Here is a 23883-nt window from a genome sequence, read left to right as displayed (position 1 = left end):
GTTTAGAAGGATTAAAAGATTTTGCATCGAACTGTAGACAATTCTTCCAGTAATATTATAGAATGAAAGCGCAGTCTATTTTAGTTTTGTTACATAAGTTAGGAGGATGGGAAATGAATATCCATGAGTACCAGGGAAAAGAAGTCCTCAGAAAATATGGGGTATCTGTTCCTGAAGGTAAAGTGGCTTTTACAGCAGAAGAAGCAGTTGAGAGTGCAAAGAGCTTATCCAGCTCGGTTTATGTCGTAAAGGCTCAAATTCATGCTGGCGGTCGAGGCAAAGCTGGTGGGGTAAAAATAGCAAAATCATTAGACGAAGTAAAAGCGTATGCCGAAGAACTATTAGGGAAGACCCTAGTTACACATCAGACGGGTCCGGACGGCCAAGTAATAAAACGCTTACTTATTGAAGAAGGCTGCGATATTAAAAAAGAATATTACATCGGTCTAGTGCTTGACCGCGCCACTTCAAGAATCGTTTTAATGGCTTCTGAAGAAGGCGGAACGGAAATTGAAGAAGTTGCGGAGAAAACACCGGAAAAAATCAAAAAAGCTGTCATTGATCCGGCTGTTGGCCTTCAAGGCTATCAAGCCAGAGAAATTGCATTCGCTATTAATATTCCAAAAGAGCTCGTGGGAAAAGCTGCTAAATTTATGCTTGGACTATATAAAGCGTTTGTTGAGAAAGACTGCTCAATCGCCGAAATCAATCCGCTTGTTGTTACCGGCGACGGAAATGTGATGGCGCTTGATGCAAAATTGAATTTTGACAGCAATGCGTTGTACCGACAAAAGGACATTATGGAATATAGAGATTTGGATGAAGAAGATCCGAAAGAAATTGAAGCGTCCAAATATGATCTAAGCTACATTTCCCTTGATGGAAATATCGGCTGTATGGTAAACGGCGCGGGGCTTGCAATGTCTACGATGGATATTATCAAGCATTATGGGGGAGAACCGGCCAACTTCCTTGATGTGGGCGGCGGTGCAACCGCGGAAAAAGTCACGGAAGCATTTAAAATCATTCTTTCTGACCAAAACGTTAAAGGGATTTTTGTCAACATTTTCGGCGGCATTATGAAATGTGATGTCATCGCAGAAGGGGTTGTTGAAGCGACTAGACAAGTTGGTTTGACATTGCCGCTTGTCGTCCGTCTTGAAGGCACAAACGTAGATCTAGGGAAGAAAATCCTTAGTGAATCAGGATTAAACATTACATCTGCGGAATCAATGGCTGACGGCGCGCAGAAAATCGTATCCTTAGTTTAAGAAAGAATGAAAGGCAGGGGACCAAATAATGAGTGTTTTCATTAATAAAGATACAAGAGTTATTGTGCAAGGGATTACAGGTTCTACCGCTTTATTTCATACGAAGCAGATGCTCGAATACGGCACAAATATCGTTGGCGGTGTAACACCTGGAAAAGGCGGAACAGAAGTGGAAGGTGTTCCTGTATTTAATACAGTGGCTGAAGCAGTTCAAACGACCGGCGCTAACGCGTCTGTTATATATGTGCCCGCACCGTTTGCAGCTGATGCGATTATGGAAGCGGTAGATGCGGAGCTTGATCTCGTGATTTGTATCACAGAACATATCCCGGTTTTGGATATGGTGAAGGTCAAACGCTTCATGGAAGGCAAGAAAACGAGACTGATAGGGCCGAACTGTCCTGGTGTCATTACGCCTGAAGAATGTAAAATCGGCATTATGCCCGGATACATCCATAAAAAGGGTCATGTAGGCGTTGTATCACGTTCAGGAACATTAACATACGAAGCGGTGCACCAGCTCTCAGAAGCGGGTGTAGGGCAATCTACAGCTGTTGGAATCGGCGGCGACCCTGTAAATGGAACAAACTTTATTGACGTTTTAAAAGCGTTTAACGAAGATCCTGACACTCACGCAGTCATCATGATTGGCGAAATCGGCGGTACTGCCGAAGAGGAAGCGGCAGAGTGGGTAAAAGCCAACATGACAAAACCGGTAGTCGGTTTTATCGGCGGTAAAACAGCACCTCCTGGGAAGCGCATGGGGCATGCAGGCGCCATTATTTCCGGCGGAAAAGGGACAGCTGATGAAAAAATCAAAACCCTTAATGCATGCGGAATCGAAGTTGCAGAGACACCTTCTGTCATGGGTGAAACCTTAATCAAGGTGCTGAAAGAGAAGAACTTGTTCGAAACTTGCAAAACGCATTAATAAAAAAGGGACAGCCGTCAAGGCTGTTCCTGCTTTTTCTAACAAAAGGAGGTCAATCTATTGGATCAGGCCGCTGCCTGCCTAACGATTTGCAGAATCAATCAATTATTATCCCCATCCCTTCTATTAAAATGGTGGAAAGCCGATCCGTCTATGTCGCTGACATCACCCGTGTTACAAACGGTTACTCGTGATCAAATAAAAACAGCTGCATTAAAAAACGAAATAGAACAACTTTATCCAAAGCTCCAGCGTGTACTTGCTGCTTATCGTGAGCAAGGCATTAACACCATCCCTATTTCTTCAAAGCAATATCCTTTCTGGCTTAAAAGCATTTATGATCCCCCCGCCGTACTGTTTGCAAAAGGTGATATGACTCTTCTTTCGAAAGGGAGAAAAATTGGAATTGTAGGGACAAGAAATCCAACAGCTTATGGGAAACAAGTTGTCAATCATCTTACAAAAGAGATCTGTCGTAAAGGTTGGGTGATTGTCAGCGGACTGGCGTCTGGGATAGACGGAATGTCCCATGCTGCAAGTATTAAGGCGAAGGGGCGGACAATTGGCGTCATTGCAGGCGGATTTCAACACATTTATCCCCGAGAAAACCTTCAGTTAGCAGATCACATGGCTAAACACCATATCCTGCTGTCAGAGCACCCACCTGAAACTAAACCCCAAAAATGGCATTTCCCTATGAGAAACCGCATTATCAGCGGACTGAGTGAAGGCGTTATTGTCGTTCAGGGCAAAGAAAAAAGCGGTTCGCTGATTACTGCCTATCAAGCATTGGAACAAGGGAGAGAGGTATTTGCCGTACCCGGTTCATTGTTTGATCCTTACGCCGGAGGTCCTATAAAACTGATCCAGCAGGGGGCTAAAGCCATATGGTCAGCAGAGGATATTTTCGAGGAACTTCCTGAGAGAAACGTTCAATATACGGAACCCTTTTGAATTATCGTTTGACAAACGGTATTGTAATATTTAATAATAGTGAGGATTTAAAGTTGCATATTGTTTTCTATTTAATTAATGACGTTCATGATAAAGAATGAAATGTTGAAAGCCAAATAAAGACAGCTGCAAAAATAAAATTGAAATATCTTGAAAAGAGAGAGAACACCTCTTGAGGGGGATGAAAATGTCTGATTATCTAGTCATCGTGGAATCGCCCGCTAAGGCGAAAACGATTGAACGTTACTTAGGTAAAAAATATAAAGTAAAAGCATCAATGGGACATGTCCGGGATCTTCCAAAAAGTCAAATGGGAGTTGACATAGAACAGAATTTCGAACCGAAATATATTACCATTCGAGGTAAAGGCCCGGTATTAAAAGAGCTGAAAACGGCTGCGAAAAAAGCTAAAAAAGTGTATCTCGCAGCCGACCCCGACAGAGAAGGGGAAGCGATTGCATGGCATTTGGCACACAGTCTTGATTTAGATCTCAACTCAGACTGCCGTGTGGTGTTTAACGAAATTACAAAAGACGCTATTAAGGAATCGTTTAAGCATCCCCGCATGATCAATATGGATTTAGTGGATGCACAGCAAGCGAGACGTATTTTAGACAGGCTTGTCGGATATAAAATCAGTCCTATCTTATGGAAAAAAGTCAAAAAAGGGCTTAGCGCAGGACGCGTGCAATCCGTTGCCCTCCGTTTGATTATTGACCGTGAAAAAGAGATTAACGACTTTAAGCCTGAGGAATATTGGACAATTGACGGTACGTTCTTAAAAGGTCAAGAAACCTTTGAAGCGAGCTTTTTCGGGAAAAACGGCAAAAAACTTCCTTTAAATAGTGAAGCTGATGTAAAAGAGATTCTTTCTCAGCTCAAAGGGAATCAATATACAGTTGAAAAAGTAACCAAAAAGGAACGTAAACGTAATCCTGCATTGCCTTTTACCACTTCTACCCTGCAGCAGGAAGCAGCTCGCAAGCTCAATTTCAGAGCGAAGAAAACGATGATGATTGCACAGCAATTATATGAAGGAATTGATCTAGGAAGAGAAGGGACGGTTGGTCTGATCACGTATATGAGAACGGATTCAACCCGTATTTCAAATACGGCTGTTGATGAAGCAGCTGCATTTATTGATCAGACTTATGGAAAAGAGTTCCTAGGCGGAAAACGGAAGCCTGCGAAAAAGAATGAAAATGCCCAGGATGCCCACGAAGCAATTCGGCCGACATCAGTTCTTAGAAAACCAAGTGAATTAAAAGCAGTCCTCGGCAGAGACCAAATGAGACTGTATAAATTAATTTGGGAGCGTTTTGTTGCCAGCCAAATGGCACCGGCTGTTCTCGATACAATGAGTGTCGACCTGACAAACAACGGTTTGACATTTCGTGCAAATGGAAGTAAAGTCAAGTTTTCCGGGTTTATGAAGGTGTATGTTGAAGGAAAAGACGATCAAATGGAAGAAAAAGACCGGATGCTGCCTGACTTACAAGAAGGCGACACGGTATTATCAAAAGATATAGAACCTGAGCAGCATTTTACCCAGCCGCCTCCGCGATATACTGAGGCCCGGCTTGTTAAAACCCTTGAAGAACGCGGTATCGGCCGTCCATCCACATATGCTCCGACACTTGATACTATTCAGCGGCGCGGCTACGTGGCATTGGATAATAAACGTTTCGTTCCGACTGAATTAGGTCAGATCGTTCTTGACTTGATCATGGAGTTTTTCCCTGAGATCATTAACGTTGAGTTTACAGCTAAAATGGAGAGAGATCTTGATCATGTTGAAGAAGGAAATACCGAATGGGTCAAGATTATCGATAATTTCTACACCGATTTTGAAAAACGCGTGAAAAAAGCCGAATCGGAAATGAAGGAAGTTGAGATTGAACCAGAGTATGCTGGAGAGGATTGTGAATTGTGCAGTTCTCCAATGGTATATAAAATGGGACGGTACGGTAAATTCTTAGCTTGCTCCAACTTCCCTGACTGCCGGAACACGAAACCGATTGTGAAACAAATCGGTGTGAAGTGCCCGAGCTGCGGAGAAGGAAACATTGTTGAGCGAAAATCGAAAAAGAAACGGGTGTTTTACGGCTGTGACCGTTATCCGGACTGTGAATTCGTATCATGGGACAAACCAATTGAACGAAAATGCCCTAAATGCGGAAAAATGCTCGTCGAGAAAAAACTCAAAAAAGGCATACAAGTCCAATGCGTGGAATGCGATTATAAGGAAGAACCACAGAAGTAGCGGTGAGCAGGGTCTTGCTCACCTTCTTTGTGTGTTAAAAGAAGGCCTTGAATAATAAACTAGGAGATGTGAAAGATGAACCAACAAACAGTGAATGTAATCGGAGCCGGACTTGCAGGAAGTGAAGCAGCATGGCAGCTTGCCAAACGGGGGATTCAAGTCAAATTGTATGAAATGCGGCCAGTTAAACAAACGCCTGCGCACCATACAGATAAATTTGCAGAGCTTGTCTGCAGCAATTCTCTTCGCTCTAATACACTTGCTAACGCTGTCGGTGTATTAAAGGAAGAAATGCGTGCGCTTGATTCAGCCATTATCGCGGCGGCTGACGAATGTTCGGTGCCTGCCGGGGGCGCTCTTGCAGTAGACCGTCATGAATTTGCCGCAAGTGTGACAAATCGGGTGAAAAATCATCCAAACGTAACCGTTATTAATGAAGAAGTGACTGAAATTCCTGAAGGCCCTACTATCATCGCAACGGGTCCGTTAACATCTGAATCGCTGTCTGCCCAGCTGAAGGAGCTGACTGGAGAGGACTATTTATATTTTTATGACGCAGCGGCGCCAATTGTAGAAAAAGACAGCCTTGATATGGATAAAGTGTACCTGAAATCCCGTTATGATAAAGGTGAAGCAGCATATTTGAACTGCCCGATGACAGAAGAAGAGTTTGACCGTTTTCATGAAGCATTAACATCAGCAGAAACAGTGCCGTTAAAAGAATTTGAAAAAGAGATTTTCTTTGAAGGCTGCATGCCGATTGAAGTCATGGCAAAACGGGGCAAGAAAACAATGCTTTTCGGTCCGATGAAACCGGTGGGTCTAGAGCATCCTGTTACAGGAAAACGCCCTTATGCCGTCGTTCAGCTCAGACAGGATGATGCTGCGGGAACACTTTATAATATTGTAGGATTCCAGACTCATTTAAAATGGGGAGACCAAAAGGAAGTTCTCAAGTTGATTCCAGGACTTGAAAATGTAGAAATCGTCAGATATGGCGTGATGCACAGAAACACATTTATTAACTCTCCAAGCCTGTTAAAGCCGACTTATCAATTTAAAAACCGCAGTGATCTGTTCTTTGCAGGCCAAATGACGGGAGTAGAAGGATATGTGGAATCAGCTGCCTCAGGACTTGTAGCAGGCATTAATGCGGCGAAGCTTGTATTGGGAGAAGAGCTTGTGATCTTCCCTCAGGAAACAGCAATTGGCAGTATGGCACATTATATTACAACAACAAACCAGAAGAACTTCCAGCCGATGAATGCAAACTTTGGGCTTTTAAAAGAATTGCCAGTTAAAATTAAAAATAAAAAAGAACGAAATGAACAATACGCGAACCGTGCGATTGAAACAATTCAAACAATTTCGAAAACAATATAGGTATTGATTGCAACCTGAGCGCGATTTGTGATACCATTTAAAAGCCCTTCCTGGGGAGGTATTAGGCATGGAGAATGTTAAGAATTTCGTAAAGTTATTCGTTGAATATTTACAAATTGAAAAAAATTATTCACAATATACTATTGTGAATTATGTGGATTCAATTGAAGAATTCGAGACTTTCCTGCGCGTTCAAGGTATAAATGGATTTGAAGAAGCTGCATATCAAGATACTAGGATTTTTTTGACAGAAGCCTATGAAAAAGGTTTATCGAGAAGAACAATAAGCAAAAAGATATCTGCATTAAGAAGCTTTTATAAGTTTCTGATGCGGGAAAAGCTTATTGAAGAAAATCCGTTTCAGCTTGTTCATCTGCCGAAACAGGAGAAACGGATACCGAAGTTTCTATATCAAAAAGAGCTTGAGGAGCTGTTTGAAGTTTCAGATATAAGCCAGCCGGCCGGAATGAGGGATCAAGCGCTGTTAGAGCTGCTCTATGCCACCGGAATGAGGGTCAGTGAATGCTGTTCCATAACTATTAACGACGTTGATTTATTTATGGACACTGTGCTTGTTCACGGTAAAGGCAAGAAGCAGCGCTATATCCCCTTTGGGTCTTATGCCCGCGAAGCGTTGAAGGTATACATGAATAGCGGAAGACAGTGCTTGCTGATGAAGGCAAAAGAACCTCATGATCTATTATTCGTAAATCAAAGAGGCGGACCGCTTACAGCCCGTGGCATCAGACATATTTTAAGCGGGCTTGTTCAAAAAGCGTCAAGCACTTTACATATCCATCCGCATATGCTTCGACATACGTTCGCCACGCATCTGTTAAATGAAGGAGCGGATTTGAGAAGCGTTCAAGAACTGCTCGGGCATTCCAATCTGTCTTCTACACAGATATACACGCACGTTTCGAAGGAAATGTTGAGAAACACATATATGTCTCACCATCCAAGAGCATTTAAGAAAAATTAAAGGAGGCCCTTTATGTCATCTTTTCATGCGACCACAATATTTGCCGTACAGCATAAAGGACGAAGCGCTATGTCCGGAGACGGCCAAGTAACATTTGGTCAGGCTGTTGTCATGAAACACACGGCACGGAAAGTGAGAAAACTGTTTAACGGCAAAGTTCTTGCTGGCTTTGCGGGATCTGTTGCAGACGCTTTCACTTTATTCGAAAAGTTTGAAGCTAAGCTTGAAGAATATAACGGCAACTTAAAACGTGCGGCTGTTGAGCTTGCGAAGGAATGGCGCAGCGATAAAGTGCTAAGAAAGCTCGAAGCCATGCTGATTGTTATGAATCAGGATACTTTGCTTCTCGTATCGGGAACAGGCGAGGTGATCGAACCAGATGACGGCATTCTCGCGATTGGATCAGGAGGCAATTACGCTTTGGCAGCGGGAAGAGCATTGAAAAAGCATGCCGGTGAAAGCATGTCTGCAAGTGAGATTGCCAGAGCCGCGTTAGAAACAGCAGGCGAAATTTGTGTTTACACGAACGATCAAATCATACTGGAAGAGCTTGAATAGAAAGGACTTGAGGCGCATGGAAAAAAAACCGTTAACTCCTAGACAGATTGTAGATCGGTTAGACCAATATATTGTCGGTCAGCAAAATGCGAAAAAAGCTGTCGCCGTGGCATTAAGAAACCGCTATAGAAGAAGTCTTCTGGATGAAAAGCTGAAGGACGAGGTCGTTCCGAAAAACATTTTAATGATGGGTCCTACCGGCGTCGGGAAAACTGAAATTGCCAGACGAATCGCTAAGCTTTCAGGTGCGCCATTTATCAAAATTGAAGCTACTAAATTTACCGAAGTCGGCTATGTAGGCAGAGATGTTGAATCAATGGTCAGAGATCTTGTGGAGACTTCTGTTCGGCTTATAAAAGAAGAGAAAATGAATGAAGTAAAGGAACAGGCAGAAGAAAATGCAAACAAACGCATTGTTCGTCTGTTAGTTCCCGGGAAGAAAAAACAATCTGGCGTTAAAAATCCGTTTGAAATGTTTTTTGGAGGCAGCCAGCCGAATGGTGAAGATGAGGCGGAGAGCCAGGAAGAAGCAAACATCGAAGAAAAAAGAAAACGAATGGCGCATCAGCTGGCTTTAGGAGAGCTCGAAGACTACTATGTAACAGTAGAAGTCGAAGAGCAGCAGCCTTCTATGTTTGACATGCTGCAGGGCTCGGGTATGGAGCAGATGGGTATGAACATGCAGGATGCGCTGAGCGGATTAATGCCAAAGAAAAAGAAGCGGCGCAAAATGACAGTCAGAGAAGCCAGAAAAGTCCTGACGAATGAAGAAGCAAGCAAACTCATCGATATGGATGAAGTCGGCCAGGAAGCTGTTCAGAGAGCAGAAGAGAGCGGGATTATCTTTATTGATGAGATTGATAAAATCGCAAAGAACGGCGGTGCATCTTCTTCTGCCGATGTTTCAAGAGAAGGCGTTCAGCGGGATATCCTGCCGATTGTTGAGGGTTCAACCGTTGTTACAAAATATGGTTCTGTAAAAACAGACCATGTATTATTTATTGCAGCAGGAGCGTTTCATATGGCCAAACCGTCTGATTTGATTCCTGAGCTGCAGGGGCGTTTCCCAATTCGTGTAGAACTGAACAAACTCACGGTAGACGACTTCGTGAGAATTTTGGTTGAGCCGGATAATGCGCTGCTGAAACAATATCAGGCATTATTGCAGACAGAAGGTATATCTCTTGAATTTTCTGACGAAGCTATTCATAAGATTGCTGAAGTTGCTTATCATGTGAACCAGGACACAGATAATATCGGTGCGAGACGCCTTCATACAATACTTGAACGCCTATTAGAAGATTTGTCGTTTGAAGCTCCAGATGTAACGATGGAGAAAATAACGATTACACCACAGTATGTCGAAGAAAAGCTCGGAACGATAGCCAAAAACAAAGATTTAAGTCAATTTATATTGTGAAAAATTTAATATGAGGAATGTTTAGGAGGATTATTTATCATGGCTTTATTACAAAAAACAAGAATTATTAACTCCATGCTGCAAGCTGCGGCAGGGAAACCGGTAAACTTCAAGGAAATGGCGGAGACGCTGCGGGATGTAATTGATTCCAATATTTTCGTTGTAAGCCGCAGAGGGAAACTCCTTGGGTACTCTATTAACCAGCAAATTGAAAATGATCGTATGAAAAAAATGCTTGAGGATCGTCAATTCCCTGAAGAATATACGAAAAATCTGTTTAATGTCCCTGAAACATCTTCTAACTTGGATATTAATAGTGAATATACTGCTTTCCCTGTTGAGAACAGAGACCTGTTTCAAGCTGGTTTAACAACAATTGTGCCGATCATCGGAGGCGGGGAAAGATTAGGAACACTTATTCTTTCACGTTTACAAGATCAATTCAATGACGATGACTTAATTCTAGCTGAATACGGCGCAACAGTTGTCGGAATGGAAATCCTAAGAGAAAAAGCAGAAGAAATTGAAGAGGAAGCAAGAAGCAAAGCTGTCGTACAAATGGCTATCAGCTCGCTTTCTTACAGTGAGCTTGAAGCAATTGAGCACATTTTTGAGGAGCTTGACGGAAATGAAGGTCTTCTTGTTGCAAGTAAAATTGCTGACCGTGTCGGCATTACCCGTTCTGTTATTGTGAACGCACTCAGAAAGCTGGAGAGCGCCGGTGTTATCGAGTCTAGATCATTAGGAATGAAAGGTACTTATATCAAGGTACTAAACAACAAATTCCTAATTGAATTAGAAAATCTAAAATCTCATTAATCACAAAAAGAACCCTTTTTGAGGGTTCTTTTTTTATTTCAAATAAAGGAAATCAATAAGCTTTATTTCCTGGGTTGAAAGTCTTTCTATGTAATAATTTTAATAAATTTTGCATTTTTCTTCAAAAAGTTTTAAAAATGCCGAAAAGAAAGGAGAAAAAACAGAAATTCTGCTATTTTCAGGCTTATATCAAGGTGAGAAATGTAGTTCTAACAATCTAGGACTTTATACCTAGTTACAAAATAGATAATTGTGAGGACATTTTTTTACACGAACTTCATAGACTTTATGCCTGTTATTTCTTACAATAAGCATATAGTTTTACAATTCTCGACAAGGATATTGAGGGTGAAAAAAACTGAAATGGAGGTAAGTGGATTTGAGCTTATTTTCTGGAACGATACAAAATCTTGAAAATGCCTTGAGCAGAGCGGATATTAAGCAAAAAGTCATAACTAATAATATCGCCAATATAGATACACCGAACTATAAGGCAAAAAAAGTCTCTTTCCAAAATTTATTAGATCAAGAATCCTCGCGTCTTGAAGCGATAAAAACAGACTATCGTCATGTTGATTTTTCTGATACTGATTCGAATTATTCAATTGTTGCGAGCGGAGATACATCGTATCAGCAAAACGGAAACAATGTTGATGTTGACAAAGAGATGACAGAATTGGCGCAAAATCAAATCAACTATCAAGCTTTGGTTGAAAGAATGAATGGTAAATTTAATTCGCTGAAGACCGTATTAACAGGAGGAAAATGATGACAGCTTTTCATAGCTTAAATGTTTCAGCATCGGCTTTAACAGCTCAGCGAGTCAGAATGGACGTTGTATCATCTAACTTAGCAAATATGGATACGACAAGAGCTAAGCAGGTGAATGGAGAGTGGGTGCCTTACAGAAGAAAAATGGTCTCCCTTCAGTCAAAAGGTGAATCGTTCTCTTCCATTCTCAATTCTCAAATGAGCGGAAGCGGGAATGCTGGAAACGGTGTGAAGGTTTCAAAAATTACGGAGGATGATTCGGATTTTAATCTTGTCTATGATCCGACAGACCCTGATGCAAACGCTGATGGATATGTACAAAAGCCTAATGTTGATCCATTAAAGGAAATGGTTGATCTTGTCAGCAGCACCAGATCATATGAGGCGAATGTCACGGCGATGAATGCCACAAAGGGAATGCTGATGAAGGCGTTAGAAATCGGAAAGTAGGTGAATGAATGTGATTAATGCAATTTCTCCTTTTCAGGTTCAAAATACTCAAAACACTCAAAATGCAACAAATCAAGTAAACAATAGCCAAAAAACAGATTCTTCAAATCAAACAAGCTTTTCGGAGCTTTTAAAAAACTCTATTAGTTCGTTAAATGAGTCCCAAGTAGCTTCTGACAACATGACTAATGCCTTGGCTGCAGGAAAAGATGTAAATCTTGATGAGGTCATGATCGCCGCTCAAAAAGCTAGCATCTCTCTAACTGCAGCAACAGAGTTCCGCAATAAAGCTGTGGAAGCTTATCAGGAGATTATGAGAATGCAAATGTAGGGGGTCTGACGATTTAGAGAAAGAGTGGAATGACCGGGGGTTAACATGAATCGTACTCTAATGCAAATGAAAAACAAAACGAGTGAGTTTTGGAAAAATAGATCTAAATTACAAAAGATTTTAATGGTTAGTGCTTTAGCGGCAATTATTATTATTGGAATTATTATTAGTGTTTTTGCTTCAAATTCTAAAATGGCGCCGCTGTACAAAGATTTGTCTGCCGAAGAAGCAGGACAAATCAAAGAAGAATTGGATGCAAAAAAAGTGCCAAACGAACTTTCGAATGGCGGTACAGTGATTAGTGTTCCGGAGGATCAGGTTGATTCTTTGAAAGTGCAGATGGCTGCAGAAGGACTTCCTAAAACCGGATCAATTGATTATTCATTTTTTGGACAGAATGCCGGCTTTGGTTTGACAGACAATGAGTTTGATATGGTGAAAGTAAAAGCTACACAGACAGAACTGTCAAACTTGATCAATGAAATGGACGGTATTAAAAGTTCAAAAGTAATGATTAATCTCCCGAAAGACGCGGTGTTTGTCGGTGAAGAGCAATCTGCAGCATCTGCATCAATCGTTTTGCAGATTCAACCGGGTTATACACTTGATCAAAGCCAGATCAACGGATTATATCATCTGGTATCTAAAAGCGTGCCGAACCTAAAAGAAGATAACATCGTCATCATGGATCAAAATTCTACATACTACGACAAATCAGACAGTGATGCAGGGTCCTACGCGGATAGTTATTCTTCTCAGCAAGGAATTAAGTCTCAAGTTGAAAAAGACATTCAAAAACATGTACAGTCACTTCTTGGTACGATGATGGGCCAAGATAAAGTCGTTGTCTCCGTTACAGCAGACATTGATTTCACAAAAGAAAATCGGACAGAAGACATTGTCGAACCTGTGGATAAAGAAAACATGGAAGGCATTGCAGTCAGCGCTGAAAAGGTATCTGAAACATATCAGGGCGACGGTGCAGCCAACGGAGGAACTGCCGGAACCGGCGAGGAAGATGTAACAAATTATAAGGCTGACGGTGAAAATACCGAAAGCGGAAACTACGAAAAAAACAGCAACAAAATCAATTACGAGGTTAACCGAATTCATAAAGAAATCGCTGAAAGTCCTTATAAGGTCAGAGATTTAGGGATTCAAGTAATGGTAGAGCCGCCTGATGCCAAAAACACAGCGTCGCTATCAACTGAAAGACAGGATGATATACAAAAAATCCTTTCAACTGTAGTCAGAACATCTTTGGATAAAGATGAAACGCAAAACCAGAATTTATCTGATGCTGATATCAATAATAAGATTGTTGTCTCCGTTCAGCCATTCGACGGCAAAGTCAATTTGGATACAAATACGGAAAAATCCTCAGGTATCCCGCTGTGGGCATATATTGTAGGCGGTGTTTTAATCGCAGCGATCATTGTTCTGATCATTATGCTTATCAGAAAGAAACGGGCGCAAGAGGATGAATTTGAGGAATATGAGTATGAGGTTCCTCAAGAACCAATCAATTTGCCTGATATCAACGAAGAGGAAAATGAAACAGCGGAATCAGTCAGACGAAAACAGCTTGAAAAGATGGCGAAAGACAAGCCGGAAGATTTTGCAAAACTGCTGAGAAGCTGGCTGGCCGAGGATTAGGAGGAATTAGAAATGGCGAGACGTGATCAAGATAAGCTTACAGGAAAACAAAAAGCAGCCATTCTCATGATTTCCTTGGGGTTAGATGTGTCAGCTTCTGTCTATAAGCACTTAACCGATGAAGAAATTGAAAGGCTTACTCTGGAAATATCAGGTGTTCGAAGCGTCGATCATCAAAAAAAGGATGAAATCATAGAAGAATTTCATAATATAGCCATTGCGCAAGATTATATTTCTCAAGGCGGTTTAAGCTATGCAAGACAAGTTCTGGAAAAGGCGCTTGGAGAGGATAAGGCGGAGAACATTCTAAACAGGCTGACTTCTTCTTTGCAGGTTAAACCATTTGATTTTGCCAGAAAAGCGGAGCCAGAACAAATTTTGAATTTTATCCAGCAAGAGCATCCGCAGACGATGGCGTTAATCTTGTCTTATTTAGATCCAGTGCAGGCCGGGCAAATTTTATCCGAGCTGAACCCTGAAGTGCAGGCTGAGGTTGCGAGAAGAATCGCGGTCATGGATAGAACGTCTCCAGAAATAATTAACGAGGTAGAACGGATTCTGGAACAAAAATTATCTTCTGCATTTACTCAGGATTATACACAAACAGGCGGAATTGAAGCTGTTGTGGAAGTGTTAAACGGGGTAGACAGAGGGACAGAGAAGACGATCTTGGATTCATTGGAAATTCAGGATCCCGATCTTGCTGAAGAGATTAAAAAGCGGATGTTTGTCTTCGAAGATATTGTCACACTTGATAACCGTGCCATTCAGAGAGTCATTCGCGATGTTGAGAACGACGATTTGCTCCTTTCATTAAAGGTTGCAAGCGAGGAAGTCAAAGAAATTGTGTTCAACAATATGTCACAGCGTATGGTTGAAACCTTCAAAGAAGAAATGGAATTTATGGGCCCTGTACGCTTGAAAGATGTAGAAGAAGCACAATCGAGAATTGTAAGCATCGTCAGAAAGCTTGAAGAAGCCGGTGAAATTGTGATAGCAAGAGGCGGAGGGGATGATATTATTGTCTAATATCATTAAACAAGAATCATCTATTTCTCCACAAAAGGAAAAAAGAAAACTTTCTATACAAGAGGTGCGTATTGATCATTCTCACCTTTTGCAGGCTGAAGAGAACCCGGAGGCGCTTATGGCCCGAGTGAAAGAGGAAGCTGACCGGATTTCTGAGCAGGCAAACAGTCATATAGAAAATATTCGCCGTCAAATTGAACAGGAGAAAAACGATTGGGCGGCTGAAAAACAGAAGCTTATTGAAGAAGCAAAAGCCGAGGGCTTTGAACAAGGAGTAGCGCTGGGCAAAGCTGAGGCAATGAAACAGTATGCAGAACTGATCGGCCAAGCAAACAGTATAACTGAAATGTCCAGAAAAGCTGTTGAGGACAAGCTTGAAGACGCTAATGAAGAAATCGTTGAGCTTGCCGTTGCCCTAGCAAAAAAAGTTTGGCAGCAAAAGTCTGATGATAAAGAGGCTTTTCTCCTGCTTGTACAACAGGTTATAAACGAAGTGAAGGAATATGACGATATATCAATTTATGTTGATCCATATTACTATGAGACAATCTTTCAGCAAAAAGATGAAATCCAGCAGCTTCTTTATAAAGAATGCCGGCTTGGCATATATGCTGATGAAAAAGCTCAAAAAGGAACCTGTTATATTGAAACTCCTTTTGGCAGGGTAGATGCGAGTGTTGACACACAATTGATGCAATTGAAAGATAAACTTCTGACAGCGCTGGAAGCAGGTGCAGCTGAATGAAGACACAGAGTCTGATAGATTGTATAGAAATGACAGACTCGTATAAACGGTACGGAAAAGTCAAGCGGGTAATCGGCTTGATGATTGAATCAAAAGGGCCAGCAAGCTCAATTGGCGACGTGTGCCTGATTTATGCAAAAGGACAATCTGGGAAAGTCATTAAAGCTGAGGTAGTCGGCTTCCAGGAAGAAAATATTTTGCTTATGCCTTATTTAGAGGCTGCGAGCATTGCACCTGGCAGCATTGTAGAAGCTACTGGGGAATCACTTCGGGTTAAAGTTGGAACCGGACTGATTGGACAAGTCATCGATGCTTTTGGAGAACCGCTTGACGGAAAACTTCTGCCGAAAGGGCTTTCGCCTGTATCAACGGAGCAATCACCGCCCAACCCGATGAAACGGCCGCCTATCCGTGAAAAGATGGGTGTTGGAGTCAGATCAATTGACAGCTTGCTGACAGTCGGTAAAGGCCAGCGGATTGGAATTTTTGCAGGAAGCGGTGTCGGAAAAAGCACCTTAATGGGGATGATCGCCAAGCAGACAGAGGCTGACTTAAACGTCATTGCACTTGTCGGAGAACGCGGACGAGAGGTTCGGGAGTTTATTGAAAAAGATCTGGGGAAAGAGGGGCTGAAACGATCGATTGTAGTCGTTGCCACCTCAGACCAGCCAGCATTAATGAGATTGAAAGCGGCATATACAGCGACTGCCATTGCCGAGTATTTCCGAGATAAAGGCCAAAATGTCATGTTTATGATGGATTCTGTTACAAGGGTGGCAATGGCGCAGCGAGAGATTGGACTGGCTGCAGGGGAGCCTCCGACGACAAAAGGTTATACACCTTCAGTGTTCGCTATTTTACCTCGTTTACTAGAACGAACAGGTGCAAACGAGCATGGAACCATTACGGCATTTTATACAGTGTTGGTAGACGGGGATGACATGAATGAGCCGATTGCCGATACTGTACGCGGAATTTTAGACGGACATATTGTGTTGGACAGGGCGCTTGCCAATAAAGGCCAGTTTCCTGCAGTTAACGTACTAAAAAGCATCAGCAGGGTGATGTCAAACATTTCAACAAAACAGCATCTGGATGCGGCAAATAAATTCCGTGAACTTTTATCGACATATCAAAATTCGGAAGATCTCATTAATATCGGAGCTTACAAAAGAGGATCATCCAGAGAAATTGATGAAGCGATACAATTTTATCCGCAGCTTATTCAATTTTTAAAGCAGGGAACAGACGAACCGGCTTTATTGGAAGAAAGCATTGCTGCATTAACTAGTTTGACAGGAAATGAGGAATAAACGTGGCTTATCAATTTAGATTCCAAAAGCTGCTGGAACTAAAAGAAAATGAAAAAGACCAATCCTTATCCGAGTATCAGCAATCAGTTTCTGAATTTGAAAACGTTGCTGAAAAATTATATGAGAATATGAGCAAAAAAGAATTGCTGGAACAAAATAAGGAAAAGAAATTAAAAAGCGGCATGAGTGTACAAGAAATGAGGCACTACCAACAATTTGTCTCAAATCTTGATAATACGATCTATCACTATCAAAAGCTTGTCATTATGAAAAGAAATCAAATGAATCAAAAACAAGAAATTTTGACAGAGAAAAACATTGAAGTGAAAAAGTTTGAAAAAATGCGTGAAAAACAGTTTAAAATGTTTGCTCTTGAAGATAAAGCTGCAGAAATGAAAGAAATGGACGATATTTCGATTAAGCAGTTTATGATTCAAGGCCATTAGGAGCGAATGTAATGTCCGGCAAAAAGAAAGAATCAGGTAAGTTCCGTTCGGTTTTGCTTATCATTATCCTCCCGCTGATGTTTCTATTAATCGCAGGGGGGATTGTTCTTTGGGCTGCTGGTATCAATGTCTTAAAGCCGATACAGGATGCTGCGGCAAAAACGCCGGTTCTTAAAGAATTGGTCCCTGAAACCGAAAATAAAAAAGGCACAGCATCAAGTAAGGATAGCAGTAATACGGCAGCTCTGGAAAAGACCATTAAGGATCAAAAAAGTGAAATCAGTATATTGAATAAAGATTTAGAAACAAGTAAATCAGAAATCGATAGGCTCAATCAAAAGATCCGTTCACTTGAAAAGACGGCTGAGGATCAAAAAAAGTCATCAGAAGATCATACTGAAGGATCAGCAGACTCGAAAGCTTCTTCTGAAAATGACAAAGTGATCAGTGTGTACAAAAGCATGGACAGCGGAAAGGCTGCTAAAATTATTGCCCAATTAAAGGAGCAAGAAGCACTGAAAATATTGAATGGCCTAAGCAAAAAGCAGCTTGCTGACATATTGGCGAAAATGACTCCTGAGCAAGCAGCAACCTATACAGAAAAAATTGCTGCCAGCCAAGAATAGGGGGAATGAAAGGTGAAGCTGCTTGAATTAGCCGGACCTTTGCTGCAAACCACAACGGGTTCTGCCGCTAAAAACATGAAAAGTAGCCAGGGAGTTTTTCAAAACTGGCTTATGTCTGAGACTGGATTGAAGGAACTTTCAGAACAAGGAAAGGGAACTTCTAATTCCGAAGATCAGCTTTTAGCAGATGCGCTTAAAAAGATCGGTGAATGGCTAAATGCAAGTCCTGAAGTTCAAGACAAACAAAATGCGGATCTTTTGCAAACATTAAGCAAACTGACAGGGAAGCAATTGGATGCGAATGCTCTGCAAATGTTGCAAAATCTTTTGCAAGCAGTTGAATCAAAAATGTCAGGCGGGACGGATCAATTGCTCACAGAAACGGAGAAAATCTTTTCAGAAGCTAAAACGGCTCTGAGTGCCAATGATTCTGCTTCTGACATTAATGGAGCACTGAAGTCTGATACAGAGCAATCAAATCAGGAAAATGAAGTATCCGAGCCTGCTAAAGAGCTTATCTATATCCAAATGTTCATTAGCCAGCTCGTAGAAGGGAATAAGCTGACTGATCGCAATGAAGCTCATGCCATTTACCAAAATGGAGATCAATTCCTTTCTGCATTAGAAAAGAAGGGTGTATCTCAAAAACTCATTCAGGATCTTAAACAGCAAATATTCACTAAAGCTGAGTCAAGTTCAAAACTTTACTCGATGACAGCGTCAGAGCTGAAAAGTTTTCAAAGCTTAATGGATCAAATGTCTATGCTTCCTCAAAAAGGGACCAAAGAATGGAGTTTAGCTGAAAGCCAGCTGAAAGCCTTCTTGTTATCGAAATCATCCGAATCATCACAAGACTTTGGGAAGCGTGTTCTCACACCGCTCTCGCAGAGTTCATCCAGCAAAAATGCATCGGATGTTTCTGGAAGTATTCAGTCTGTAGATAGTAAATCAGGACTCCAAATGCTGTTTTCGGGGTATCGGAGCATAGGAGGAGTACAAACACTTGATCTGCAGCAGATGTCATCTGATATACCAAATGCCGAAACAAAAACGGTGGCTGATCAAGTGATTAATGCGTGGAAGCAGATGAAATATACGCCTTTCGGCAGATCGACGGGAAGTTTCACTATTCGGCTGAACCCTGAACATTTAGGATTTGTCACAATCAAGCTGACAAATGAAAATGGAATGTTTCAGAGTAAAATCATTGCATCTAGCCAATCAGCAAAAGAATTGCTTGAACAGCATCTTCCTCAGCTGAAGCAATCATTGCCGAATATGGCCGTCCAAATTGACCGTTTTACTCTTCCGGTCCAAAGCGGGGATCAGCCGATATACGGCCAGCTTGCTGATGAACAGAAAGAGCAGCAAGAGGGGCAGAGACAGCAAAGACAGAAAAAGCAATCAAATGATTTTGGCGATCTGCTCGATGAAGTGTCGATGGTTGAAATGGAGGAAGAAGAATGACTTCTATAAGTTCAGAATATAAACTGCCTGAAAAAACGAACACTGTGTCGACGAACAACAGCAGCTTGGGGAAAGATGAGTTTTTAAAAATATTAATGACTCAAGTCCAAAACCAAGATCCGCTCAATCCGGTTGACGATAAAGAATTTATCAGCCAGATGGCGACTTTTTCAAGTTTGGAGCAAATGATGAATCTGAATACGACAATGACTCAATTTGTCGAAAACCAAGATCCGTTTACAACGTATGTTGATTGGATGGGAAAAGAAGTATCTTGGACTGATGGTAAAAGTGCAACAGATAAAACAGGCACAGTAAGCTCTGTTAAACATTTTAAAGGAAATTATTATCTCGTTCTTGATGATGGGACCGAGATCAGTCCTGCGAATGTCATGTCTGTGGGACAATCATCTAAATAAAAACATCTGGGGGAATATATTATGTTACGTTCACTTTATTCTGGAATCAGCGGTATGAAAAACTTTCAAACAAAGCTTGACGTAATCGGTAACAACATTGCCAACGTAAATACAGTAGGATTCAAAAAGAGCCGTGTGACCTTTAAAGATATGGTAAGCCAAACGATTGCCGGCGGTTCTGCGGCCGGTGCAACTATCGGCGGTACGAACTCTAAGCAGATCGGTTTAGGTTCATCATCTGGCACAATTGATACAATTCATTCAACAAGCGCGACACAAAGTACAGGAAGAACACTTGATTTAGCAATTGACGGCGACGGTTACTTCCGAATTGATACAGGTGACGGGACAGCTTATACAAGAGCAGGGAACTTCTATTTAGATAATACCGGAACACTGGTTACAGGTGATGGCTACCATGTGTTAAATATGAATGGGGGAACAATTAAAATTCCTACTGATGCTCAAAGCTTTAGCATTGGTTCTGATGGAAAGGTGTCAATTGTTGATGCTGACGGGAAAACACAAGACGGGGGACAAATCGGGATTGTTACTTTTGCCAACAGTGACGGATTGGATAAAATCGGAAGCAACCTATACCGTGAATCTTTAAACTCTGGAACGGCCAGTGCAGCGAACCAGCCTGGTGACGGCGGAACTGGTGCTCTTAAATCAGGATTTCTCGAAATGTCTAACGTCGATTTAACTGACGAATTTACTGAAATGATCGTAGCCCAGCGCGGATTCCAATCAAACTCAAAAATTATTACAACATCTGATGAAATCCTTCAAGAACTGGTTAACCTTAAACGTTAAGGAGGGAGGGGAGGCGAGTAATCGCTTCTCCGCTGTTTTATGATTAAAGTAACCCGTTTGAACGGGCAGCCCTTTACACTGAATGCGCTATTTATTGAACAGATTGAATGTTTTCCGGATACTACAATTACTCTATCAAATGGTAAGAAGTTTGTAGTAAAAGAAGATGAAGAAGCTGTTCTGGAAAAGATCGCAACTTTCTACCGAAAAATACAAATATTTGCAATGGATCAAGGAATAGAGGAACCGGAATGAAGAAAAAGTTAATGATCATATTACTAATTATTCTTATCGTAATTGGTGCTCTCGGGGCGGCGGCTTATTTTGTTTTAGGCGGAAAGTCCGAAAAAAGTGAAGCGAAAAAAAGTATTGATGAAATCGTTGCGTCTTCTGTTGATGTAGAAGAGATCACAACAAATTTAAAGTCTGATAACATTATCCGTCTTGCTATTAAACTTGAAACTGATTCTGATAAATCAAAAGAAGAACTTGAGAAACGTGATTTCCAAGTGAAAGACGCTGTTATATCACTGCTGGCTGATACGAATGCTGATCAGATTGAGGGAGACAAGGGAAAAGAAACCTTTAAGAAGGAACTAAAAGATAAAATAAATAGCTACCTCCAAGAAGGAAAAGTAGAAAAAGTGTATATTACCTCCTTTAATCTGCAATAAAGCATAATTTGACAGAATACGGAGGTGAGGAAAATGTCAGGAGAAGTTCTCTCCCAAAATGAAATAGATGCACTGCTTTCTGCAATATCAACTGGTGAAATGGACGCTGAAGAGCTAAAAAAAGAAGAAAAAGAGAAGAAAGTCAAGGTTTATGATTTCAAACGTGCGCTGCGGTTTTCTAAAGATCAGATCCGCAGTTTAACGAGAATTCATGACAATTTTGCAAGACTTCTTACCACTCATTTTTCTGCTCAGCTCAGAACCTATATTCACATATCTGTCAGTTCTGTTGATCAGGTTCCGTATGAGGAATTTATCAGATCGATTCCAAACATGACGATTCTAAATCTATTTGATGTTCATCCGATGGAAGGAAGAATTATGATGGAGGTCAACCCCACGATAGCTTATACGATGATGGATCGAGTCATGGGCGGGATTGGAATCAGTCATAACAAGGTTGACAGTTTGACAGAAATTGAAACAAAAATCATTTCTAATTTATTTGAAAATGCACTGGGTAATTATAAAGAAGCTTGGCAGTCAATTGCTGATATTGAACCGGAAATGACTGAGTTTGAAGTGAATCCGCAATTTGTTCAGATGGTATCTCCTAATGAAACAGTCGTGGTGATCTCGCTCAATACTCAAATTGGTGAAATCAGCGGTGTCATTAATCTCTGTATCCCGCATATTGTACTCGAGCCGCTCATACCGAAGCTTTCAGTCCACTATTGGATGCAATCAGACCGAAATGAGCCAAAGCCTGAGGAAACAAAGTCGCTTGAAAAACGTATCATGACAGCACAAATACCTGTCGTGGCCGAGCTCGGCACATCTGAACTGACGATAGAAGAGTTTTTAAGTTTAGAAGTCGGAGACTGCATAACTTTGGACAAATCAGTCACGGATCCTCTTACTGTATTGGTCGGAGATAAGCCGAAATTTTTAGGACAAGCCGGCCGGGTGAATCGAAAACAGGCAGTGCAAATTTTAGATCACGACATAAGAGGTGAACAAGATGGAGAATAATAGATTATCTCAAGATGAGATTGACGCGCTTCTTAACGGTACTGGCAGCACGCTTGATGAGCCAGAGGTTCCGGAAGTAGATGACTTATCGGAAATGGAGCGTGATGCGATCGGTGAAATCGGTAATATTTCATTCGGCAGTTCTGCGACAGCACTGTCAACGCTTTTAAATCAAAAGGTCGATATTACGACTCCAAGCGTAACGGTCATTCCAAGAAGTAAAATCAGCGATGCGTTTCCTGAACCGTATGTAGCGATTGAAGTGAATTATACGGAGGGCTTCAGCGGAAGCAACCTGTTAGTCGTGGAACAAAGTGACGCGGCGATCATTGCTGACTTAATGATCGGGGGAGACGGAAAAGGTGCGGACCCTTCACTGGGTGAAATCCATTTAAGTGCGGTTCAAGAAGCAATGAACCAAATGATGGGATCGGCTGCCACATCAATGTCTACTGTATTCAGTAAAAAAATTGATATTTCACCTCCTCGGGTTGAATTGTTGGATGTTACTGAAGAAAAGGGTACAGACCGTATTCCTGATGATGAAATGCTGGTGAAAGTTTCTTTCAACTTAAAGGTGGGAGAATTAATAGATTCCAGCATTATGCAGCTTTACCCATTGACATTTGCGAAAGATTTAATTTCAAGCCTTATGAACTCAGAAAGTGCAGAGGAAGAAGAAACGGTGCAGCCTGAAGTTACATACGAACAGCCGAAAGAGCCTGTGACGCCAGAGCCGCGTATTGAACCGAAGCAACAGCAGCAGCCGCCAAAAAGGCAGGGAACAGCAAAAAAAGCAGCGCCAGTTCAGGTTTCACCGGTGGAATTTTCAGCGTTTGATCCAAACGAAGCTGTACAAGCCCCTATTCATAATCTGGATATGCTTTTGGATATCCCGCTTTCGATTACTGTTGAGCTTGGCAGAACGAAGAGAAGCGTAAAAGAGATTTTAGAGCTTTCTGCCGGAAGTATTATCGAGCTTGATAAATTAGCCGGTGAGCCTGTAGATATTTTAGTTAATCAGCGTATCGTTGCCAAAGGCGAGGTCGTTGTCATTGAAGAAAACTTCGGAGTAAGAGTCACTGACATTTTAAGCCAGGCAGAGCGCATTAATAATTTAAAATAACGAAACACAAGGAGAGAGATAGATTATGGCACATAGAATTTTAATTGTAGATGACGCAGCATTTATGCGAATGATGATTAAAGATATTTTGGTTAAAAATGGTTTTGAAGTTGTGGCGGAAGCTGAAAATGGAGCACAAGCGGTAGAGAAATATAAAGAGCATTCACCTGACCTTGTTACTATGGATATCACGATGCCAGAAATGGATGGTATTACAGCATTAAAAGAAATTAAACAAATTGATGCGCAGGCAAGAATCATCATGTGTTCTGCTATGGGACAGCAATCAATGGTTATTGATGCCATTCAGGCCGGCGCTAAGGATTTCATTGTGAAACCTTTCCAGGCTGACCGTGTGCTTGAAGCAATCAACAAAACATTAAGTTAAAGGGTGTACGACT

The 23883-nt window shown here is 41.5% G+C and carries 26 protein-coding genes; all 26 read left to right on the top strand.

Going from position 1 to position 23883, the window contains the following annotated elements; translation table 11 throughout:
- Positions 1-113 precede the first annotated feature (113 nt).
- The 26 genes from sucC (at position 114) to cheY (ending at position 23870) form a co-directional block, all read left to right on the top strand.
- Entirely contained in the window at positions 114-1271 is a 1158-nt protein-coding gene (sucC, locus tag ACZ07B_RS08050; protein WP_003244732.1) for an ADP-forming succinate--CoA ligase subunit beta, read from the top strand.
- Between the two features lie 28 nt (positions 1272-1299).
- The gene (sucD, locus tag ACZ07B_RS08045; protein WP_024572248.1) at positions 1300-2202 is read left to right on the top strand and encodes a succinate--CoA ligase subunit alpha; all 903 of its coding nucleotides are present in this window, start codon (positions 1300-1302) and stop codon (positions 2200-2202) included.
- 60 nt (positions 2203-2262) lie between these two features.
- Complete coding sequence (gene dprA / locus ACZ07B_RS08040; protein WP_134155451.1) at positions 2263-3156, top strand: DNA-processing protein DprA; 894 nt, start codon at positions 2263-2265, stop codon at positions 3154-3156.
- A 187-nt stretch (positions 3157-3343) separates the two neighbouring features.
- Positions 3344-5419 (top strand): type I DNA topoisomerase, encoded by a 2076-nt coding sequence (gene topA, locus ACZ07B_RS08035; protein WP_003245599.1) that lies wholly within the window; start codon positions 3344-3346, stop codon positions 5417-5419.
- A gap of 75 nt (positions 5420-5494) precedes the next feature.
- Positions 5495-6802 (top strand): FADH(2)-oxidizing methylenetetrahydrofolate--tRNA-(uracil(54)-C(5))-methyltransferase TrmFO, encoded by a 1308-nt coding sequence (gene trmFO, locus ACZ07B_RS08030; protein ID WP_003244725.1) that lies wholly within the window; start codon positions 5495-5497, stop codon positions 6800-6802.
- Positions 6803-6869: 67 nt separating this feature from the next.
- On the top strand, positions 6870-7784 hold the full coding sequence (gene xerC, locus ACZ07B_RS08025; protein WP_003231988.1) for a tyrosine recombinase XerC: 915 nt from the start codon (positions 6870-6872) through the stop codon (positions 7782-7784).
- Positions 7785-7796: 12 nt separating this feature from the next.
- Positions 7797-8342, top strand: a complete 546-nt coding sequence (gene clpQ, locus ACZ07B_RS08020) for an ATP-dependent protease subunit ClpQ (protein WP_003238555.1) — start codon at positions 7797-7799, stop codon at positions 8340-8342.
- 16 nt (positions 8343-8358) lie between these two features.
- Entirely contained in the window at positions 8359-9762 is a 1404-nt protein-coding gene (gene hslU, locus ACZ07B_RS08015; protein ID WP_003245556.1) for an HslU--HslV peptidase ATPase subunit, read from the top strand.
- A 39-nt stretch (positions 9763-9801) separates the two neighbouring features.
- Positions 9802-10581, top strand: a complete 780-nt coding sequence (gene codY / locus ACZ07B_RS08010; RefSeq protein WP_003220850.1) for a GTP-sensing pleiotropic transcriptional regulator CodY — start codon at positions 9802-9804, stop codon at positions 10579-10581.
- Between the two features lie 379 nt (positions 10582-10960).
- Positions 10961-11350: a flagellar basal body rod protein FlgB gene (flgB, locus tag ACZ07B_RS08005; RefSeq protein ID WP_003245656.1), complete on the top strand. Its 390-nt coding sequence runs from the start codon at positions 10961-10963 to the stop codon at positions 11348-11350.
- Entirely contained in the window at positions 11350-11802 is a 453-nt protein-coding gene (gene flgC, locus ACZ07B_RS08000) for a flagellar basal body rod protein FlgC (protein WP_014479779.1), read from the top strand. Before flgB ends, flgC begins: the two co-directional genes overlap by 1 nt.
- Before the next feature lie 10 nt (positions 11803-11812).
- Positions 11813-12133: a flagellar hook-basal body complex protein FliE gene (gene fliE, locus ACZ07B_RS07995; RefSeq protein WP_003238544.1), complete on the top strand. Its 321-nt coding sequence runs from the start codon at positions 11813-11815 to the stop codon at positions 12131-12133.
- 45 nt (positions 12134-12178) lie between these two features.
- Positions 12179-13789, top strand: a complete 1611-nt coding sequence (fliF, locus tag ACZ07B_RS07990) for a flagellar basal-body MS-ring/collar protein FliF (protein WP_051388163.1) — start codon at positions 12179-12181, stop codon at positions 13787-13789.
- 12 nt (positions 13790-13801) lie between these two features.
- Positions 13802-14818, top strand: coding sequence for a flagellar motor switch protein FliG (gene fliG, locus ACZ07B_RS07985; protein ID WP_003231981.1), 1017 nt, complete (start codon positions 13802-13804; stop codon positions 14816-14818).
- Entirely contained in the window at positions 14811-15563 is a 753-nt protein-coding gene (fliH, locus tag ACZ07B_RS07980; protein ID WP_003244804.1) for a flagellar assembly protein FliH, read from the top strand. Before fliG ends, fliH begins: the two co-directional genes overlap by 8 nt.
- Positions 15560-16876 (top strand): flagellar protein export ATPase FliI, encoded by a 1317-nt coding sequence (gene fliI / locus ACZ07B_RS07975; protein WP_015715886.1) that lies wholly within the window; start codon positions 15560-15562, stop codon positions 16874-16876. The genes fliH and fliI overlap by 4 nt, the downstream gene beginning before the upstream one ends.
- A 2-nt stretch (positions 16877-16878) precedes the next feature.
- Positions 16879-17322 carry a flagellar export protein FliJ gene (gene fliJ / locus ACZ07B_RS07970; RefSeq protein ID WP_003231977.1) on the top strand — a complete coding sequence of 148 codons (444 nt, stop codon included), beginning with the start codon at positions 16879-16881 and terminating at the stop codon, positions 17320-17322.
- 11 nt (positions 17323-17333) lie between these two features.
- Entirely contained in the window at positions 17334-17948 is a 615-nt protein-coding gene (locus tag ACZ07B_RS07965) for a MotE family protein (protein ID WP_069704105.1), read from the top strand.
- A 12-nt stretch (positions 17949-17960) separates the two neighbouring features.
- Entirely contained in the window at positions 17961-19415 is a 1455-nt protein-coding gene (locus ACZ07B_RS07960) for a flagellar hook-length control protein FliK (RefSeq protein ID WP_464877089.1), read from the top strand.
- On the top strand, positions 19412-19834 hold the full coding sequence (flgD, locus tag ACZ07B_RS07955) for a flagellar hook assembly protein FlgD (RefSeq protein ID WP_014479786.1): 423 nt from the start codon (positions 19412-19414) through the stop codon (positions 19832-19834). Before ACZ07B_RS07960 ends, flgD begins: the two co-directional genes overlap by 4 nt.
- A gap of 21 nt (positions 19835-19855) precedes the next feature.
- Positions 19856-20650 carry a flagellar basal body rod protein FlgG gene (gene flgG / locus ACZ07B_RS07950; RefSeq protein WP_134155463.1) on the top strand — a complete coding sequence of 265 codons (795 nt, stop codon included), beginning with the start codon at positions 19856-19858 and terminating at the stop codon, positions 20648-20650.
- A 39-nt stretch (positions 20651-20689) separates the two neighbouring features.
- Entirely contained in the window at positions 20690-20905 is a 216-nt protein-coding gene (gene swrD / locus ACZ07B_RS07945) for a swarming motility protein SwrD (protein WP_134155466.1), read from the top strand.
- On the top strand, positions 20902-21324 hold the full coding sequence (fliL, locus tag ACZ07B_RS07940) for a flagellar basal body-associated protein FliL (protein ID WP_003231964.1): 423 nt from the start codon (positions 20902-20904) through the stop codon (positions 21322-21324). The genes swrD and fliL overlap by 4 nt, the downstream gene beginning before the upstream one ends.
- A gap of 33 nt (positions 21325-21357) precedes the next feature.
- Positions 21358-22356, top strand: a complete 999-nt coding sequence (gene fliM / locus ACZ07B_RS07935) for a flagellar motor switch protein FliM (protein WP_003220879.1) — start codon at positions 21358-21360, stop codon at positions 22354-22356.
- Complete coding sequence (gene fliY, locus ACZ07B_RS07930; RefSeq protein ID WP_014479788.1) at positions 22346-23482, top strand: flagellar motor switch phosphatase FliY; 1137 nt, start codon at positions 22346-22348, stop codon at positions 23480-23482. Before fliM ends, fliY begins: the two co-directional genes overlap by 11 nt.
- A gap of 25 nt (positions 23483-23507) precedes the next feature.
- Positions 23508-23870, top strand: coding sequence for a chemotaxis protein CheY (gene cheY / locus ACZ07B_RS07925; RefSeq protein ID WP_014476812.1), 363 nt, complete (start codon positions 23508-23510; stop codon positions 23868-23870).
- The last annotated feature ends 13 nt before the right edge of the window (positions 23871-23883 follow it).

Source organism: Bacillus sp. 9.4 (genome assembly GCF_055486415.1).
Note: the sequence above shows the minus strand (reverse complement) of the source record. Positions and strands in the feature narration are given on the sequence as shown.

Excerpts from the sequence above, each read along its gene's own strand:
- sucC (WP_003244732.1), top strand. The coding sequence starts at position 114 with ATGAATATCCATGAGTACCAGGGAAAAGAAGTCCTCAGAAAATATGGG.
- sucD (WP_024572248.1), top strand. The coding sequence starts at position 1,300 with ATGAGTGTTTTCATTAATAAAGATACAAGAGTTATTGTGCAAGGGATT.
- topA (WP_003245599.1), top strand. The coding sequence starts at position 3,344 with ATGTCTGATTATCTAGTCATCGTGGAATCGCCCGCTAAGGCGAAAACG.
- trmFO (WP_003244725.1), top strand. The coding sequence starts at position 5,495 with ATGAACCAACAAACAGTGAATGTAATCGGAGCCGGACTTGCAGGAAGT.
- xerC (WP_003231988.1), top strand. The coding sequence starts at position 6,870 with ATGGAGAATGTTAAGAATTTCGTAAAGTTATTCGTTGAATATTTACAA.
- clpQ (WP_003238555.1), top strand. The coding sequence starts at position 7,797 with ATGTCATCTTTTCATGCGACCACAATATTTGCCGTACAGCATAAAGGA.
- hslU (WP_003245556.1), top strand. The coding sequence starts at position 8,359 with ATGGAAAAAAAACCGTTAACTCCTAGACAGATTGTAGATCGGTTAGAC.
- codY (WP_003220850.1), top strand. The coding sequence starts at position 9,802 with ATGGCTTTATTACAAAAAACAAGAATTATTAACTCCATGCTGCAAGCT.
- flgC (WP_014479779.1), top strand. The coding sequence starts at position 11,350 with ATGACAGCTTTTCATAGCTTAAATGTTTCAGCATCGGCTTTAACAGCT.
- fliF (WP_051388163.1), top strand. The coding sequence starts at position 12,179 with ATGAATCGTACTCTAATGCAAATGAAAAACAAAACGAGTGAGTTTTGG.
- fliG (WP_003231981.1), top strand. The coding sequence starts at position 13,802 with ATGGCGAGACGTGATCAAGATAAGCTTACAGGAAAACAAAAAGCAGCC.
- fliI (WP_015715886.1), top strand. The coding sequence starts at position 15,560 with ATGAAGACACAGAGTCTGATAGATTGTATAGAAATGACAGACTCGTAT.
- ACZ07B_RS07965 (WP_069704105.1), top strand. The coding sequence starts at position 17,334 with ATGTCCGGCAAAAAGAAAGAATCAGGTAAGTTCCGTTCGGTTTTGCTT.
- flgD (WP_014479786.1), top strand. The coding sequence starts at position 19,412 with ATGACTTCTATAAGTTCAGAATATAAACTGCCTGAAAAAACGAACACT.
- flgG (WP_134155463.1), top strand. The coding sequence starts at position 19,856 with ATGTTACGTTCACTTTATTCTGGAATCAGCGGTATGAAAAACTTTCAA.
- swrD (WP_134155466.1), top strand. The coding sequence starts at position 20,690 with ATGATTAAAGTAACCCGTTTGAACGGGCAGCCCTTTACACTGAATGCG.
- fliL (WP_003231964.1), top strand. The coding sequence starts at position 20,902 with ATGAAGAAAAAGTTAATGATCATATTACTAATTATTCTTATCGTAATT.
- fliM (WP_003220879.1), top strand. The coding sequence starts at position 21,358 with ATGTCAGGAGAAGTTCTCTCCCAAAATGAAATAGATGCACTGCTTTCT.
- fliY (WP_014479788.1), top strand. The coding sequence starts at position 22,346 with ATGGAGAATAATAGATTATCTCAAGATGAGATTGACGCGCTTCTTAAC.
- cheY (WP_014476812.1), top strand. The coding sequence starts at position 23,508 with ATGGCACATAGAATTTTAATTGTAGATGACGCAGCATTTATGCGAATG.